Raw genomic sequence first — 16,475 nt, 5'->3', positions numbered from 1 at the left:
GTCCTGCTCGCTGAAACCCGAAGGTCCGTTGCAAGAGTTAGGGGCTCTTACGACCAAAGTTTACCGAAACGATTAGTGAATCTCGAGTTGTACGTCACGGAGTCGAGCTTAAACATGGATATCGGCGACTTTCTGACGCAGACTTGACCCTGACACAGTGTGAGGGCGGAGAACTGAAGAATGCTATCCATCGGGATGTTTGCCCAGATCGGCCAGGTCACCCTCCGCATGTTGCGGCACTGGGATACTGCCGGCCTGCTCAGACCCGCCCATGTGGACCCGTTTAGCGGTTATCGCTCCTACGACCCTTCCCAGCTTCAGCGCTTGCATCAGATTGTTGCCTTGCGGGATCTGGGATTCGGACTCGAAGAAATTTCTTTGATCCTGGATCAAGGTGCGAGAGCAGAAAAAATTGCCGGCCTGTTGCACATTCGCCAGGCTCAGGTTGAGGCCGAGCACCCGCTGGCCACGCAGCGCTTGGCTGATGTGCAGCGGCGTCTGCAACTCATTTCCAAGGAGAACCTCATGTCACGCATTGAAATCATCCACAAGCCGCTGCCCGCGGTACGCTTGGCTGCCGGCCGCTTCACGGTGGCCGAGCAGCCTGAAATCGCCGGACGCATCGGCCCGCTTTTCGACAGCATCGCGCAGTCTCTCCAAGGCGAAAGCCTTGCCGCACCCATTGCGCAATACAACGGTACCGAGGATGGAGTCGAGGTCATCGCCGGTTACGCCACGAGCGCCCAGAACCTAGCCGATGTCGAGATCATCGAGCTTTCCGCGGCGCCCGAAGCCATCTGCGGAGTGCACCTTGGCTCCATGGACACCGTCCATGAAAGCTGGCAAGCCGTGCACGAAGAAGTCCTGGCCCGCGGTTTAGTCCCGTCCGGTCCGTGCCGTGAAGTCTACGTGCGCGCCGTGTCCGATGACCAGGCGGATTGGGTGACCGAACTTCAGCAGCCGGTCGGCACTCCCTAATCCACCAGCCGGTACGGAGCCTCCAGCAGGTCCCCCACCACGCTGCGCGCAGCACCGACCAGTGCACCGGTTTGGCCCAGAGGCGAACACAGCAACTGCGCCTGTTCGGCAATGCTGGGCGCATGCACCTGGAGGCTGGCTTCCATCGCTGGACGCATCCATCGTTCAAGGGCGGCGAAGTGCCCGCCAAAGACGACGGTGGAAACGTTGTAGAGGCGCAGGGCCGAAGCCACGGCGATTCCCAAGGATTTTCCGGCCTCGGCTACCGCGTTCACCGCGGTTTCAGTTCCGGTTTCCAGTGCCTGGTAGAGCTGGCTGATTCGCTCTTGACGCGGTGCGCTGTCGGCGCCAGCACCGAGGTTGGCGGCGGCCAGAATGGCCTCCTGCCCGGCAATGGTCTCCAGGCAACCGCGTCCGCCGCAGCTGCAGATTTTGCCGTCGGGTGCGATCACCACATGGCCGAGTTCGCCGGCATGGCCTTGGGTCCCGACAAAGAGTTCAGCGCCGATGATCACTCCGCCGCCAATGCCCACTTCCCCGGAGACGAAGAGGAAGTCGTTCTCTTGCGCGTCCATCAATTGCTGTTGGGCCAGCGCTGAGGCGTTGGCTTCGTTAAAGAGCCGGAAGCGGGTTGGGGGTTCGGGCAGCAATGCTGCCACGTCGAGTTCCTGCTGGATCCAGCCCAGGTTTGGTGCCTGCAGGACGGTGAAATGTTCTTCGTTGACCAGGCCGGGAACGGCCAACCCTGCACCGAGGATCATCAGGCCCTGGGCTTGGGCGGCAGCTTGGAGCCTCTGGCTCAGCTCCCCCAGCGCAGCCAGCACCTCACCGGCTGTTGAGCTGTGATTGGCGCGGGGCAGGATCTCGTGAGCCAGCAGTTTGCCGCTGAGGTCCACCAGCCCGGCGGCAATGTAGTCAACGTTGATTTCCATGCCCATGACACAGCGTGCGGGATTCAGCACCAGGCCCACCGAGGGTCGGCCGCGTTCCCCGTCGCGGTGCACGCCAATTTCAACGACCAGGCCGGCGGCCAGAAGGTCGGCGACCAAGCTGGAGACCGAGGCCTTGGTGAGCTGGCTGAGTTGCGCAACATCGGCGCGCGACAGCCGCTGGTCTTCCCCTGCCGCTGCGATTGCCGACAGGACCCTGGCCAGGTTGGCTTTGCGCACATCGCCAACATTGCCCGGGGCCGAAGATGCTGCGGCTCGGGAGGTAGTCGCTGGCTGGCGCATGCCTTCTCCTTGGGAATTCTACGGACGAATCGTTCACTGCTCGCTATTGACTCTAGCGCATCTCCGACCATATAGTTCAGGAAATAAACTAAATGGCGTCGGCCATTCCGAACGATCCGAGGATGTATCACCATGAGCGTTGCCCCGACCCCTGAAGACCACTTCACCTTTGGCCTCTGGACCGTTGGCTGGACCGGCGCCGACCCATTCGGTGTCGCCACCCGCAAGAACCTGGACCCGGTAGAAGCCGTGCACAAGCTCGCTGAATTCGGCGCCTACGGCATCACCTTCCACGACAATGACCTGATTCCTTTTGACGCCACCGAGGCTGAACGCGAAAAGATCCTGGCTGACTTCCGCGCAGCCCTGGAAGAGACCGGCTTGAAGGTCCCGATGGTGACCACCAACCTGTTCAGCCACCCGGTCTTCAAGGACGGCGGCTTCACCTCCAACGACCGCTCGATCCGTCGCTTCGCACTGGCCAAGGTGCTGCACAATATCGATTTGGCCGCCGAGATGGGCGCCGAAACCTTCGTCATGTGGGGCGGCCGCGAAGGCAGCGAATACGATGGCTCCAAGGACTTGGCCGCAGCACTGAACCGCATGCGCGAAGGCGTGGACACGGCAGCCGGCTACATCAAGGACAAGGGCTACAACCTGCGCATCGCGCTGGAGCCAAAGCCGAACGAACCACGCGGCGACATCTTCCTGCCAACCGTCGGCCATGGCCTGGCGTTCATCGAGCAGCTGGAACACGGGGACATCGTCGGCCTGAACCCGGAAACCGGCCACGAGCAGATGGCTGGCCTGAACTTCACCCACGGCATCGCCCAGGCGCTGTGGGCCGAGAAGCTGTTCCACATCGACCTCAATGGCCAGCGCGGCATCAAGTACGACCAGGATCTGGTCTTCGGCCACGGCGATTTGACCAGCGCCTTCTTCACCGTTGACCTGCTGGAGAACGGGTTCCCCAACGGCGGGCCAAAGTACACCGGCCCACGCCACTTCGACTACAAGCCATCGCGCACCGATGGCTACGAGGGCGTGTGGGATTCGGCCAAGGCCAACATGTCCATGTACCTGCTGCTCAAGGAACGCGCCCTGGCCTTCCGCGCAGATCCAGAGGTACAGGAAGCCATGAAGACCGCGGGTGTCTTCGAACTGGGCGAAACCACCCTGGATGCCGGAGAAAGCGCAGCGGATCTGATGACTGATTCCGCGAGCTTCCATGGCTTTGATGCCGATGCTGCCGCACAGCGCAATTTCGCCTTCATCCGCCTGAACCAGCTGGCCATCGAGCACCTGCTCGGCTCGCGCTAGGCCCTGCCAGAACCCACCGTAGAAAGCAGCCACACTCTATGACGCTTGTAGCCGGCATCGACTCCTCCACCCAGTCCTGCAAGGTTGTCATCCGCGACGCCGACACCGGGGCATTGATCCGCTCCGGACGCGCCAGCCACCCGGATGGCACCGAAGTGGACCCGGAGTTCTGGTGGACCGCCCTGCAAGAAGCGATCGGCCAGGCAGGCGGCCTGGATGATGTGGCTGCGATCTCGGTGGGTGGGCAACAGCACGGCATGGTGGTGCTGGATGCCACCGGTGCGGTGATCCGCCCTGCGCTGCTGTGGAACGATACCCGCAGCGCGCAGGCGGCCCGCGACATCATCGCCGAGGCCGGCGACGGTGACAGCCAGGCCGGCGCCGCCTACTGGGCAGGTCGCACCGGCACCCTGCCAGTCTCGTCAATCACCCTGACCAAGCTTCGTTGGCTCAAGGACAATGAACCGGAGAATGCGGCCAAGGTCGCCGCGGTCTGCCTGCCCCACGACTGGCTGTCCTGGCGCCTGGCTGGCTACGGCCCGGGCAGCGGCGCAGAGGGCTTGGCCGCACTGCACACCGACCGCTCCGATGCTTCGGGTACCGGGTACTACCGGGCTGCCGGGAATTCTTATGACTTGCAGGCCCTGCAGCAGCATCTGGGGCACAACCCGGTCCTGCCCATAGTCGCGGGCCCGCTGGAAGCCATTGGCCGCACTGCCACCGGCGCGCTGATCGGTCCCGGTGCGGGCGATAACGCCGCCGCCGGATTAGGGGTCGGCGCCGCCGTGGGGGACGTGGTGATGTCCCTGGGCACTTCCGGCACGGTCTTCGCCGTCGCCGATGCCCCGTCGGCAGACACCAGCGGGCTGGTGGCCGGGTTTGCCGATGCCACCGGAAACTACCTTCCGCTGGTGTGCACGCTGAATGCCACCCGGGTCTTCGATGCCACGGCCAACCTGCTGCAGGTGAGTCTGGCAGAGCTCAACGACCTCGCCCTGTCAGCAAACCCGGGCTGCGATGGCCTGACGCTGATCCCCTATTTCGACGGCGAGCGCACCCCGAACCTGCCAGATGCCACCGGTTCGCTGCATGAAATCACCCGCGCGAATTACACCGCACCCAACGTGGCACGCAGCGCGGTGGAAGCAATCGTCTGCTCGCTGGCCGATGGGCTGCGCGCGCTTGAAGCCCAAGGGGTCCACGCCCAGCGCATCATCCTGGTAGGCGGCGGAGCCCAGTCCGCAGCGGTGCAGCAGATCGCAGCCCAGGTGCTGGGACTGCCAATCCTCGTTCCGGCCCCGGGCGAATATGTGGCAGATGGCGCCGCACGGCAAGCCGCCGGGGTGCTGGCCGGAGCATTCCCGCAGTGGACCCAGGACTCCACCGAAATCCCCGCAGCAGAGACAACACCGCACGTTCTGGAACGGTACCGTTCGCTGGTTTCCAGCCAGTGGCTAGAGAAGTAAGGATCGGCCGTGGAGCCAGAGACCAAGGAACTCAATTGGGCAGGAAACCGTGAGTACCGGACCAGCGAACTGCTGCACCCCACCAGCACCGAGCAGCTGCAGGAACAGGTGCGCGCCGCCAGCAAGGTGCGCGTGCTGGGTTCCCGCCATTCCTTTAATGACATTGCCGATACCAGCGGAACCATGATCTGCCTGGCCAAGATGCCTGCAGTCATTGACATCGATGCGCAGTCCATGAGCGTGCGCGTCAGTGGCGGGACCACCTATGGCGCGCTGGCCGATGCGCTGCACGCCGCCGGTTTTGCGCTGCAGAATCTCGCTTCGCTGCCGCATATCTCGGTGGCCGGCGCGGTATCCACTGGTACCCATGGTTCGGGCGAAGCCCACGGCAACCTGGCTACCGCCGTCAGCGCGATCGAACTCGTGCTGGCCGATGGTTCGAAGCTCTCGGTCAATCGAAACGCCCCGGAATTCAACGGTTATGTGGTGTCCCTTGGCGCGCTAGGCGTGATCACACATCTGACCTTGGATATCGTTCCGAGCTTTGATGTGCAGCAAACCGTGTATGAGCAGCTGTCCTGGGACAAAGTTCTGAACAACTTTGATGGAATCCAGGCCTCTGCCTACAGTGTCAGCCTGTTCACCGATTGGAGCGGGGACGTGGTGGGCCAAACATGGCTCAAGCGTCGTGTTGGCGATGCACTTCTCGATGATATTGATCAGGGAAAATTCGGCGGTCTGGCGGCGAGTGTTCCGATGCACCCATTGCCCGGAGCCGATGGCGCGATCTGCAGCGAACAGCTCGGGGTGGCTGGGCCTTGGTCGGATCGTCTCTCGCATTTCCGCATGGACTTCATGCCCAGTGCCGGTGCTGAGTTGCAGACTGAATATCTGGTCCCACGTAAATACGCTGTTGCGGCCATGACCGCAATGCGCGAGCTTTCCTCGGTAGTCACCCCGATGCTGCTGGTGGCAGAGGTACGGACCATCGCCGCCGATGAGTTGTGGCTCAGCGGCAATTACGGCCGCGACGGCATTGCCCTGCACTTTACGTGGAAGCCGCAGCAGCAGGCGGTCGAGGCAATTCTTCCGCAGGTTGAATCAGCTCTCGCAACTTTTGCCGCTCGTCCGCATTGGGGCAAGCTCTTTGCCGCCACGGCAACCGAACTGGAGAAGCTGTACCCGAAGTTTAGTGACTTCATTTCGCTGGCACGGCGCTTGGATCCTGCTGGCAAATTCCGCAACGAATTCCTTGAGAGCAAGATTTTTGGTGCGTAGGCACCGAACACGTCACTCGCCCACACCTCGGGCTCCACACCAATAAAATCAGTACCGCAACCGCTATCAGCGCCATACCTGACCAACCTGCGATTCCCAACCGTTCATTGAGTAGACCAACGGCCAGCGCTGCTGCGACGGCTGGTTCGCTGAGCGTGACGGTAGTAGCGGTACTCGCCGGCACCTTGGCCAGCGCCATACCAAATATGAGATAGCCCAGAAACATTGGAATGACCGCCAAATAGGTAGCGACCATCAGATTATGGGTGCTGGAAAGCAAAGGTCCTCCGGTGGCGACCAGCACCGGCATGAGTAGCAAGCCACCAACCCCGAAGACGGAGCCCACCGCACTTTGACGGGCAATTCCGGTTCTCAGCAATCGTCCGGTAGCCCATGAATAACAGGCATAACTGCCCCCGGCAACAAGCCCCAGTAGGCAGCCCGCTACCACTTCAGAGCCTCCGCTGCCACTATCCGTCGCACGGGAGAAACCTAGTAAGGTGCTGCCCAGAATACCTAGGGTCGCCGCGAAGTACCAGCGCACCGTCAACCGGGCGCCGTCGGCCAGGCGTTCTAGGATTCCGGAAAAGAGCGGCGCCGTCCCCAGGGAGATGACAGTGCCCAGCGCAACTCCGCCTAGGGACATTGAGCTGTAGAAGGCCAGAGGGTAAATCATGACGTTCACCCCACCAAAAAACACCATGCCCTTGTTTTTGGCTAGTAAGTATCGGCTCCCCCAGACTGAGCGTGCTCCCACTAGGCACTGCAACAGTCCGCCGATTCCCAGTGAGGCCGCACCAATGGCAAGTGGTGATACCTCGGGTGCCTGAGCGGCCACGGTGCCTGTAGTCCCCCAGAGGATGGAGGCGACTAGCAAGAGGCCTATCGCTGTGCCCGCGCCATGGTTGCGCACCTGGTTCACAGCGCTTCGACCATGCCGCTAATCATCGCCCGAGCTCGCAAAAGCAGGGTGCTGTTGCCCTCCAGACCGGCACGAGATATCGCGCCTTCAAGCAGGAAAGATATTTGCCCGGCCAAGGGCGCGGCCTGTTTTTTCGTCGTCAGTAGTTCCAGATGGCTGGCAAGAAGCTGCTCTACCTGGAGCTTGTGAGCCGCAACGATCGTACGCCCCGGGTCCCCCGCTGGTAATTCAGCAGCAGCATTGAGCAGTCCGCAACCCCGGAAGCCATGTTCATAGCCAGCTTCGGCGTGATCAATGTATGCATCGACCACCGCTAGTACCCCTCCAGCGCCAGCACTCGCCTTTTCCAGGCGCGCCTGATAGAGATCAAGCCATTCTTGATGACGGGCCTGCAGATAGGCCATCACCAAACCGGTTTTTGATTCGAAGTTGTTGTAGAGGCTCATTTTGGCCACGCCTGCCTTGGCAACCACCGCATCGATCCCGGTAGCCGATATCCCCTCGGCATAGAAAAGCTGGGCAGCTGCGTCCAGCAGCTTCGTGCGGACCGCGACACGAGGTGACATGACAACTCCAAACTAGACTGATCTGTCTAGCTTAAGAGGCTAGTAAATTTATACCGATCTGTCTAGTTAATTCGGGCTTGAAGCTCCGCCTCAAGTAAGCACTGCTGGAAGACCTGGGCCGCAGGATTCGGGGCACCCATCCCCGCGTAGAGTCTGGTCTTTGGCTCGCCGGCCAACGGGTGGAACGACACTTCGGGCATTTGGAAACGCGATACCGAGGAAGGCAGGATTGATACGCCCAGCCCGGCAGCAACAAGCCCAAGAATGGTCTCCTGATGAATGGCTCGTTCCACAATCCGAGGTGGCGTGCACCCGTCGAATAATGAGTGCACCAGGGAATAGAAACCACTCATGTACTTGTAGGGGAAAAGAACAAAGTCTTCATCAGCAAGATCTTCTGCCTTGATCTGCTCCTTGGCACTCAAACGATGGCCTGCCGGAAGCGCCACCACCAGTGGCTCCGAATGGATCTCTTGCAGCTCAACTCCTGGCACTCTCGTTGGGTCGCGCAGAATTCCGAGATCAAGATTATTTTCCAGCAGCTTTTCAATCTGCTCGTCGGTAGTCAGCGGGTGCAGCGCCAGCTCCACGTTTGGCCGCAGTTCGCGAAACCTGCGCAGCGCCGAGGGCATGGTGGCATAACTAGCAGAACTGACAAATCCGACGTTGAGTCGTCCGCGCAGCCCCAGCCCCGCCTCGGTGAGTTCCTGATTGGCTTTATCCAGGTCCGCCAACAATGGCTTGATCCGTTCCAAGTACATTCGCCCCGCGGGCGTGAGCATTACGCTACGGGTCGTGCGGTCAAAGAGTTGCACGCCCAGCTCTTGCTCCAGCTTTTTCACCGCGACCGTCAATGGCGGCTGCGACATGCGAAGTTCTTCAGCGGCACGTCCGAAGTGCAAATGCTCGGCAACAACGAGGAAGTAGTGGAGGTGTCGGAGTTCCATGCATTCAATCTTTGCACAGAAACTAATAATGTCTAGGTAAAAAGTATTGGACGCGCTAATAATATTCGTGGGTTACTAGAGATAGAACAACAAAGATGCCCACATCAGGAGCAAACCATGAGCACCCCGACCCTGTCACCCTCTGCAGAATACGTTGTCATCGGAGCAGGTCTCGCCGGCTCGTCTGCAGCATGGAGGTTGGCCCAGCGAGGCCATGAAGTAGCTCTGCTGGAGCGCAAGGTCCCTGCTGCTGATGATGCCAGTTCGCACGGCTCAGCACGCATCTTCCGCTACGCCTACCCCAACCAGCTCTACACGGACCTTGTTGTTCAGGCGCGCAAAGCCTGGGATGAACTCGAAGAAGCCAGTGGCAGTCAGCTGATCAACCCCTGCGGCTCGGTGGACTATGGGCCCTTGCGCAACCCACGCCAACTCGCAGGCGTTCTCGCGAACGCCGGAATAGAGCATGAGCTGCTCTCCGCCACCGAAGCTCGCAACCGCTTTAATGGAATCAACTTTGACACCGAAGTTCTCTGGCACCCCGGTGCGGGAGTGCTTGATGCTGAACGTTCAGTACAGGCAATGGTGGCTCAAGCCCAGGCTCACGGGGCCCAGGTAGAAACCCAATGGCCGGTCGCTTCCGTCGAAGCCACCGCTAACGGATATAAGCTGACGTCGGTAGACGGACGCACCTACTTCGCATCGAAAATCATCGTTGCCGCGGGCGGCTGGTTGCCGGAATTGCTGGGCAACCTGCCGCTGCCAACAGGCTTTGTGCACAGCGTTCCAAAGATGAATGTTTATCAAGAGAACGCCTACCACTTCTCCTACCGGGACCAGGATCCAGAGGCCCGCCTGGCGTGGCCCACCTATATCCACAAGGATCCTGCCTTCAAGTCCTACGGTCTGCCTGGGGGACGTGATGCCAACTTCCGCGGACAAAAGGTTGCCGAATACATGGCGGGGCGACGCATGGATACGGCCAGCCAGCAAAATGGCCAGATCGACCCGGCCAATCGCGAACGCGTGGTCGAGTACGTGAAAAAATACCTACCAGGCCTGGATCCCACCCCCTATGCCGAGACCACCTGCATTTTCAGCTCGACTCCCACCGAAGATTTCATCTTGGACGAAGCAGATGGCATCACCATCCTCTCCCCTTGCTCGGGCCATGGAGCCAAGTTCGGCCCGTTGCTCGGCGAATTGGCTGCCGATCTTGCCACTGGGGCGCGTGAAACCCCTGAGCTTTTCCGCCTCGCATCCCACGCCAAAGTCATGGCTTAACAGCCCGAGCAGAAGACCTTTCGGAGAATCCCATGTTCAATATTCCCCTAGACCTACCCACGACGACGGTCACCGAGCTCATGGCAAGTATTGCCAGCACCGGTCAAGACCAGTTGCGAGGAGGCTATTCCCGTCCGGTATATTCCAGCGCCGAAATTGATTTGCGCACCTGGTTCATTGAGCAGGCCACCAGGCGCCAACTGAGCGTTGAACAAGACGGCAACGGCGCGCTCTGGGCCTGGTGGGATCTGCCGACAGGAATCCGCACCAATGCCGTTGTCACCGGCAGCCACCTCGACTCGGTTCCCGGTGGTGGACCTTTCGACGGCCCATTGGGCGTAGCCAGCGCATTGGTTGCTATTGATTTATTGCGCTCACGGAGTTTAGTTCGCACTCGCGCCATGGCCATTGTGGTGTTCCCGGAAGAGGAAGGCTCACGATTTGGTGTGGCCTGCTTGGGCTCACGCCTGCTCACCGGAGCCATTGATCGGAACAAGGCTTTGAATCTGAGGGATCCCGACGGCAATAGTTTTGCCGACGTTGCCGTCAAAAACGGACTTGACCCACGATTTATCGGCCCAGACCGCCGCCTCTTAGGACAGATTGGTGTCTTCGTTGAGTTGCATGTGGAGCAGGGACTTGGCTTGGCCGATCTGGACCATCCGGTGGCCATCGGCGGTTCCATCCTTGGCCACGGGCGCTGGAAGCTGAGCATGCGGGGACAAGGCAACCACGCAGGAACCACGCTGATGTCCGACCGCAAGGACCCAATGGTAGCTGCTGCCCGGAGCATTGCAGCGGTGCAGCACATTGCCCGTTCACGGGATAACGCCCGAGCCACCGTGGGCCGCCTGCACCCGGTACCTGGCGGAACCAACGTCATTGCCTCACGAGTGGATTTCTGGCTCGACGTACGTCATCCAGATGACGCAGTCACTGCCAGCGTAGTGCAGGAGATCCATGAATCAGCGCGTCTCATCGCGGCAGAAGAGGGCTGCACCCTCGAATTCTCCCAAGAATCATTGAGTCCAACTGTAAGTTTTGATGCAAAGCTTTCAGGACAACTTGGGTTGGCGCTTCCCAACGCTCCGGTACTCGATACAGGTGCGGGGCATGATGCTGGAGTCCTGGCAGGGCACGTACCAAGCGCCATGATTTTTGTTCGCAACCCCAACGGCATCTCCCACTCCCCTGAAGAATATGTAGAAGATGCGGATGCGGAACTCGGCGCTGAGGCTTTGGCTGATGCCTTGTCAGCTTTGCTGATCTGATCCCACCTCGCAAAAACCGTCCGGGACAATGTAAGCATTCGGTTAAGTTCGACAGCTGTGTTGCGCCTCTAGCGCACCAGAAAATTCACCAGGCATATCCATATCGCTGGCAACTGCGATTAGCGATCTGGACGGAGTGGAAATACAACGACCACTTGCTGGCTGTCACTCGTTGTATTCGCGCATGCCACTTGACGACGGACGATTCTCAAGCGGGTTTCGGGCGCTAGGCAGGACGGAGCAACGAATGCCTCGGCAATCTGTCAGAGTTTACTTGTCCTTTCAAAAACAGTCGTTTTTGGCGTCCGTAAAAGGCCCCTTCACCGGGCATTTTCTCGGGCGGGGTTTACGGGACTCTGAAATCTTTGAAAACTCGGAGTTTCGAAAACATACCCAGTTAACGGATTAGGTGTCCCGTATGAGGACCGTCTTGCGGGACGATCTGCTGTCGAACATATGGATTACCGCTTTTGGGGACTTTGAGACTGTTCCGGTGGCAAAGAGGTGCTCTTTTGGATTCATTACAGTCCGGACCCGCAGTGCAGATGATTCGAGAATTCTGTGTTGCCACCGCCACACGGTGCCCAGAGCCTCAATAGATATTCACCATCGCTTGAAAAGCGATAGAAGAGAACGATGCCACGTGATGGAACTATTGTGGGTAGTTCCATCGCCACCAACCCGAATCCGCCGTACGAAACCTAGAAGGGCTCATGAACAAGCCATTGAGCATGACATATGACAGGGAAGCCGGTGCCGGATACATCGCGCTAACCGGTGAACCAAGCGGGGAGACAGCGGAAGTCGAAAACACCACGCTCCCATTCGGAGTCAATGTGGACCTAGATATTTTCGGCGAACCGATCGGGTTGGAACTGCTGGGGCAGGTAAACGGAACCGTCGACCAGTTCCTTGCCTCCGTCGCAGACGGATCGCTTCGGGAGGCTCTGTCCGCTGCAGGCTATGAAATTCGCAAACTTTCTGGTCATCCCGTGGTCGTTGTTTACCGCATTGCTTGATCAGCGCCGCAACAGATCTCCCGGACACAGACTGAAATCCCAGGCGAATCGCGCAACGTTTATCGCATTGAAGGTTCCGCATATGGAACGGTCTAACGCCGCTGCCCCTAGCCGGTCAGTTCACACTAAGGAGCGTTGACCATGCAACGTCGACCACGCATAACCCTTCGTCGGTCTCACGGTAGAAGACGTCTCCGGGATAGCGGATGCCAGGCACTGCGTCCCCAGGGAGCCCTTCCAGATTGATGCTCCACTGAGGGTCCAGCGCCACCTGGTCATCCCAATACTCCGGGGTAAACTTTTCCGGTTCACCCACAGAAAGCCCTGACCAATCACTGGGCGCGCCTAGGTCCGCTACGGAGTCAGTGCAGACAATGACTGATGTTTTGCCCGAAGCTAAGTCGCTCACAAACTTCTCGGTCGTTTGAATCACCTGGGCGCCATCGCCTCCCCAGATCAGTGTGTCAATTGAGCATCCAGTCAATAGGGCAGCGAAAGCACCTGCTGAAAGTCCGTATACAGATCTGCGAATCGGTGTCATGACCCAAACCTACCGCGCCACCTCCCTGGCCTGTGTATAAAAGCTAGACGACGACTTTACTGCCCGATAAAGGTTCCTTATACGAACATGGGCTTCGACCTCCCGTGCCTTATGTTTGAAAAATCCGGCTCAGCACCGGTTCCAAGCTAGCGCGCTGAGATCGCCGCTTTGAGCGATTCAAGATGAGTTCTGCTGGATTTGGCAGCTCTAGCACAGTCCTGATCCGCGATGGCTTCCACAATTGCTTCGTGGGATGCGTGATCAATGTCAGCTTGGGGCGGCTTGCCGATACGGAGCATCTCGATCATGGATTGGCGCAGCCTCGGAACAAAAGTATCGAAGAGTTCCAGTAGAACGGGGTTGTTGGAAGCTTCGACCACGGCACGATGAAACCTCATGTCGGCATCGACATACTCATCTCGAGTACCTTTACACTCCTCCCTTTGCTTGAGCATGCGGCGAATCAAGCGCAGTTGCTGAGCCGTTCTCTTCGCACCAGCGAGCGATGCTGCTTCTGACTCAATCGCGATACGAGCCTCGATCACCGAGGCAATATCGGCCCGGCGCAGCACGACGTCCCAGTCTTCGCTTGCGTCCAAAGCTACAACGAAGACCCCGGCTCCTTGCCTCGTCTGCAGGACCGATTTGCCGACCAATTGGCCGATTGCCTCCCGAACCGTGGAACGCCCCACGCCGAGCTGCGGGGCCAATGTCGTTTCGCCCGGCAATTTCGCACCCAGCGGCCATTCGCCGGAGCGAATGCGATCGAGTAGAAGTTCTGCGGCTTGATCGGCCAGCGGAGTGCGTTTAACTTGAGCCAATTGTGAACCTTGCTTCGCTACTTGTCTGAGGAGTTGTGTATAGTCTATCCCACCGCGACCCAACGCGGCACCCCTGCAGCCTTTCTGCTGCGGGTAAACGGGCGAGGCGAAAAGGTCGTGGGAGGTATTCATGTCTGATGAGCGCACCCCTCTGCGCGCATGCTCCAATGCGCGCACGACTATGTAGCGCAAACTATTCCAGGAGATTCTCAGTGGCCTTATCTCGAACCGACACGAGAAGTCGAAGCAAATTACTGGCACTGACAGCCACGCATGCTGGTAACGACTTCTACACCGGAGCAGTCGCGGCATTGTTGCCCTTTTTCGTGCTGCATGCGCACTACACCTATGCTGCGGTCGCCGGGATTGCGCTGGCATCTACTGCACTGTCCAGCGTTGCCCAGCCTCTTTTCGGGTACCTCAGCGACCGCTACAGGTTGCGCTGGCTGAGCCTTGCAGGACTTATCCTCGCTGGTGTCGGAGTGGCTCTGAGCGGAATCTTCGTTGAGTCCTATTGGGCCGCCTGGGTAGTTATTGCCGCATCGGGCGTAGGCGTTGCCGCATATCACCCTGCGGCGACCATGGAAGCACGAGAAGCAGGGGGCGGTTCCAATAGCTCAATGAGCTTCTTCTCCGTAGGAGGCAACCTTGGGGTCGCCTTGGCACCTGCCGCCGTGGTTCTTGTCGTGGGCTGGTTCGGCCTTTCCGGAACGCTTTGGCTAATAATTCCAGCCATCATTCTCGGCCTGGTCTATATGGCGGCAACGTGGACCGACATCTCGTCGCCAGTAGCAATAATGATTCCTTCCCCGTCTATCCAGGCGCCCATTGTGTCCGATAGCTGGAGGTTATTTGCTTGGCTCACAGCAGTCTTGGCAACGTGGTCCATTGCCTATGTCGGGACATCAACGTTCATTTCCCTATATGCCACGGAAAAGTTCCAGTCCTCGACGGCGGAAGCCGCAGTGGCGTTATCGGTGTTCCCAGCAGCCGGCGCGCTCGGCACGCTCATAGGCGGCTTTTTCGCCGACCGCTTCGGTCGGTTGCGCGTCATCCGAGCAGGCTACTTGCTGGCAGCATGCTCAACTGCGGCGATGGTGCTTGCCCCAACCGAGCTGACACTCACGATCGCGACAGCTGCGCTAGGAGTCAACTTATTTATTCCCTTCGCTGCCCAGATCACGCTTTCCCACTCATACTTGCCCAATCGTATCGGCGTCGCAAGCGGCGTCACGCTGGGCCTGACCTTGTCCTTGGGTGGAGTCATCAGCCCGTTGTTAGGAGTGGTAGCTGACCGTTATACCGTGTGGTCAGTCTTCGTCATCATGACAGTCGTACTTATTGCTGGCTTCGCACTATCTTGGATCCTGACAGAACGACGCACCGAGCCTTCCCCCGTGGAGCCAACCCTAATCGAAGGAAATTGCTGATGAACGCCACAGAAGTGCTGTCCCTGCGAAGTGTCGATTTCATCCGAGAGTCCAGTCAGATCTTGTCCGACATCAATTTCACCGTAAATGCCGGAGAACACTGGGCCTTGCTCGGAGCCAATGGGGCGGGCAAGAGCACCATCTTGAGCTTATGTGGTGCGGTTAACCATCCGACCCGGGGTGCTGTTTACGTTTTGGGTCATCAATTGGGCCGTGTTGATATCCGCAAACTCCGTCATTCCATAGGCCACGTCAACCCCCGTCATCAGATTCGTTCACCACTGACCGTGTTAGAGGTGGTTCTCACCGGGGCCACTGGCAGCACAGAACTCGTGCCTCGGTGGGCTCCAGATCCTAAAACCCTTGCCAGGGCACACGAATTAATCTCCATGCTCGGCTTGGCTACCAAGATTGATGCACGATGGCCAATACTCTCTCAGGGCGAACGGGGACGCGCCCTGATTGCCCGAGCACTCTTGCCTAACCCTCCGTTGCTGCTGCTCGATGAGCCGTCTACCGGACTTGACGTGGCGGCCCGCGAACGACTCCTAGACACTATCGACCACCTTCACCACACTCAGCCCTTGCTGGCCACTGTTCTAGTCACTCATCATCTTGAAGAGCTGCCCAGCACGACCTCCCACGCGACGCTCGTGAAGGACGGCAAGATTCTTGCATCGGGATACTCTCGCGAGGTGCTGACTACCCACATGATCTCGCAGTGTTTTTCATACCCCATTCAGATCGAGCATCGAGGTAACAGGTGGCTCGCGCGGGCTGGAGACCCATCCGAAATTACGGCGAGATCCTAGGTACTCGGACGCAAGCAGCTACGCTATTTACAAGATATCCCGTAGAGGGTTCCTCTTACGGACCGACTTAAGGGACAGCTTTCTCTGGCATCGGGCAAATCCTTGAAAGTTCAAATCGGGTTGGTCGATTCAATCGCCGGTGGTTACCCAAGAGCTGGTGTGTTGAAGCATCGCCACGATTCTCTTGGCCGTGAGCTCGGGCGTTTCGCTACCTGTGATCATGATTTCAGTGGCCAAACTCCGTGTTCCTCGGTCATCGAGCCATTCTGCAAGAAAATCATGTCCTGAGCTGATCCAGTCCGTTGCTTTTGACTCCTGCGACCTGTTGCGCAGCGTGCTGAGTGCTTCGGCCCGGTCTGCCGAAGGCAAGACAAGTAATACCCAGGGCGCATCTTTCAATGCGTTCCTAACGTGTTGGAGATGATTCTCATTCTTGTACGAGGTGTGGCCCGCGCCCAAAGCAATAACCGCGTCAGGATGCTCTTCCAACTCGCGGCAAACAGCGTGTGCTCGGGCACCTTCCCATTCTCTTTCGGCGGCAACGCGTCCAACCACTGAACTTCTATGCGCAAGTTTTTCGAGGTTCCA

At 59.0% G+C, this 16,475-nt stretch carries 15 protein-coding genes; 9 read left to right on the top strand and 6 right to left on the bottom strand.

Features of this window, described 5'->3' with window-relative positions; translation table 11 throughout:
• Positions 1 to 195: 195 nt before the first annotated feature.
• Positions 196 to 978, top strand: a complete 783-nt coding sequence (locus tag OF385_RS01415) for a MerR family transcriptional regulator (RefSeq protein ID WP_264276643.1) — start codon at positions 196 to 198, stop codon at positions 976 to 978.
• On the opposite strand, the gene OF385_RS01410 is transcribed toward OF385_RS01415, so the two are convergent.
• Positions 975 to 2,210: an ROK family transcriptional regulator gene (locus tag OF385_RS01410; protein ID WP_264276642.1), complete on the bottom strand. Its 1,236-nt coding sequence runs from the start codon at positions 2,208 to 2,210 to the stop codon at positions 975 to 977. The genes OF385_RS01415 and OF385_RS01410 overlap by 4 nt on opposite strands.
• Before the next feature lie 132 nt (positions 2,211 to 2,342).
• Between OF385_RS01410 and xylA the strand changes: the two genes are divergently transcribed.
• Genes xylA through OF385_RS01395 form a run of 3 tightly spaced genes read left to right on the top strand, consistent with a single transcriptional unit; the run spans position 2,343 to position 6,274 of the window.
• Positions 2,343 to 3,530 (top strand): xylose isomerase, encoded by a 1,188-nt coding sequence (gene xylA / locus OF385_RS01405; RefSeq protein ID WP_264276641.1) that lies wholly within the window; start codon positions 2,343 to 2,345, stop codon positions 3,528 to 3,530.
• A 38-nt stretch (positions 3,531 to 3,568) separates the two neighbouring features.
• Positions 3,569 to 4,996 (top strand): xylulokinase, encoded by a 1,428-nt coding sequence (locus OF385_RS01400; RefSeq protein ID WP_264276640.1) that lies wholly within the window; start codon positions 3,569 to 3,571, stop codon positions 4,994 to 4,996.
• A gap of 9 nt (positions 4,997 to 5,005) precedes the next feature.
• Positions 5,006 to 6,274, top strand: coding sequence for an FAD-binding protein (locus tag OF385_RS01395; RefSeq protein ID WP_264276639.1), 1,269 nt, complete (start codon positions 5,006 to 5,008; stop codon positions 6,272 to 6,274).
• On the opposite strand, the gene OF385_RS01390 is transcribed toward OF385_RS01395, so the two are convergent.
• From OF385_RS01390 to OF385_RS01380, 3 genes are all read right to left on the bottom strand, one after another.
• Positions 6,195 to 7,112, bottom strand: a complete 918-nt coding sequence (locus tag OF385_RS01390) for a DMT family transporter (RefSeq protein ID WP_264276638.1) — start codon at positions 7,110 to 7,112, stop codon at positions 6,195 to 6,197. The genes OF385_RS01395 and OF385_RS01390 overlap by 80 nt on opposite strands.
• Before the next feature lie 80 nt (positions 7,113 to 7,192).
• A complete protein-coding gene (locus OF385_RS01385; protein WP_264276637.1) occupies positions 7,193 to 7,762 on the bottom strand; it encodes a TetR/AcrR family transcriptional regulator in 570 nt (189 codons plus the stop codon).
• A gap of 62 nt (positions 7,763 to 7,824) precedes the next feature.
• The gene (locus OF385_RS01380; RefSeq protein WP_264276636.1) at positions 7,825 to 8,709 is read right to left on the bottom strand and encodes a LysR substrate-binding domain-containing protein; all 885 of its coding nucleotides are present in this window, start codon (positions 8,707 to 8,709) and stop codon (positions 7,825 to 7,827) included.
• 117 nt (positions 8,710 to 8,826) lie between these two features.
• Between OF385_RS01380 and OF385_RS01375 the strand changes: the two genes are divergently transcribed.
• From OF385_RS01375 to OF385_RS01365, 3 genes are all read left to right on the top strand, one after another.
• Positions 8,827 to 9,993, top strand: a complete 1,167-nt coding sequence (locus tag OF385_RS01375; RefSeq protein WP_264276635.1) for an FAD-dependent oxidoreductase — start codon at positions 8,827 to 8,829, stop codon at positions 9,991 to 9,993.
• A gap of 32 nt (positions 9,994 to 10,025) precedes the next feature.
• Positions 10,026 to 11,264, top strand: a complete 1,239-nt coding sequence (locus tag OF385_RS01370) for an allantoate amidohydrolase (protein WP_264276634.1) — start codon at positions 10,026 to 10,028, stop codon at positions 11,262 to 11,264.
• A gap of 713 nt (positions 11,265 to 11,977) precedes the next feature.
• A complete protein-coding gene (locus tag OF385_RS01365) occupies positions 11,978 to 12,283 on the top strand; it encodes a DUF2283 domain-containing protein (protein ID WP_264276633.1) in 306 nt (101 codons plus the stop codon).
• Between the two features lie 687 nt (positions 12,284 to 12,970).
• Here the strand turns inward: OF385_RS01365 and OF385_RS01360 are convergent.
• Positions 12,971 to 13,777 carry a FadR/GntR family transcriptional regulator gene (locus OF385_RS01360; RefSeq protein WP_319019186.1) on the bottom strand — a complete coding sequence of 269 codons (807 nt, stop codon included), beginning with the start codon at positions 13,775 to 13,777 and terminating at the stop codon, positions 12,971 to 12,973.
• An 80-nt stretch (positions 13,778 to 13,857) separates the two neighbouring features.
• Here OF385_RS01360 and OF385_RS01355 point away from each other — a divergent pair, with 80 nt between their 5' ends.
• Entirely contained in the window at positions 13,858 to 15,075 is a 1,218-nt protein-coding gene (locus OF385_RS01355; RefSeq protein ID WP_264276632.1) for an MFS transporter, read from the top strand.
• Positions 15,075 to 15,887: an ABC transporter ATP-binding protein gene (locus OF385_RS01350; RefSeq protein ID WP_264276631.1), complete on the top strand. Its 813-nt coding sequence runs from the start codon at positions 15,075 to 15,077 to the stop codon at positions 15,885 to 15,887. Before OF385_RS01355 ends, OF385_RS01350 begins: the two co-directional genes overlap by 1 nt.
• Positions 15,888 to 16,016: 129 nt before the next feature.
• On the opposite strand, the gene OF385_RS01345 is transcribed toward OF385_RS01350, so the two are convergent.
• Entirely contained in the window at positions 16,017 to 16,442 is a 426-nt protein-coding gene (locus tag OF385_RS01345; RefSeq protein WP_264276630.1) for a hypothetical protein, read from the bottom strand.
• Positions 16,443 to 16,475: the final 33 nt, after the last annotated feature.

This window comes from Glutamicibacter sp. JL.03c (assembly GCF_025854375.1).
GTDB lineage: Bacteria > Actinomycetota > Actinomycetes > Actinomycetales > Micrococcaceae > Glutamicibacter.
This window is presented reverse-complemented; position numbering and strand designations above follow the sequence as displayed.

What these genes read in the sequence shown, in the direction of transcription:
- OF385_RS01415 (WP_264276643.1), top strand. Translation starts at nt 196, where the DNA reads ATGTTTGCCCAGATCGGCCAGGTCACCCTCCGCATGTTGCGGCACTGG.
- OF385_RS01410 (WP_264276642.1), bottom strand. Translation starts at nt 2,210, where the DNA reads ATGCGCCAGCCAGCGACTACCTCCCGAGCCGCAGCATCTTCGGCCCCG.
- xylA (WP_264276641.1), top strand. Translation starts at nt 2,343, where the DNA reads ATGAGCGTTGCCCCGACCCCTGAAGACCACTTCACCTTTGGCCTCTGG.
- OF385_RS01400 (WP_264276640.1), top strand. Translation starts at nt 3,569, where the DNA reads ATGACGCTTGTAGCCGGCATCGACTCCTCCACCCAGTCCTGCAAGGTT.
- OF385_RS01385 (WP_264276637.1), bottom strand. Translation starts at nt 7,762, where the DNA reads ATGTCACCTCGTGTCGCGGTCCGCACGAAGCTGCTGGACGCAGCTGCC.
- OF385_RS01380 (WP_264276636.1), bottom strand. Translation starts at nt 8,709, where the DNA reads ATGGAACTCCGACACCTCCACTACTTCCTCGTTGTTGCCGAGCATTTG.
- OF385_RS01375 (WP_264276635.1), top strand. Translation starts at nt 8,827, where the DNA reads ATGAGCACCCCGACCCTGTCACCCTCTGCAGAATACGTTGTCATCGGA.
- OF385_RS01370 (WP_264276634.1), top strand. Translation starts at nt 10,026, where the DNA reads ATGTTCAATATTCCCCTAGACCTACCCACGACGACGGTCACCGAGCTC.
- OF385_RS01365 (WP_264276633.1), top strand. Translation starts at nt 11,978, where the DNA reads ATGAACAAGCCATTGAGCATGACATATGACAGGGAAGCCGGTGCCGGA.
- OF385_RS01360 (WP_319019186.1), bottom strand. Translation starts at nt 13,777, where the DNA reads ATGAATACCTCCCACGACCTTTTCGCCTCGCCCGTTTACCCGCAGCAG.
- OF385_RS01350 (WP_264276631.1), top strand. Translation starts at nt 15,075, where the DNA reads ATGAACGCCACAGAAGTGCTGTCCCTGCGAAGTGTCGATTTCATCCGA.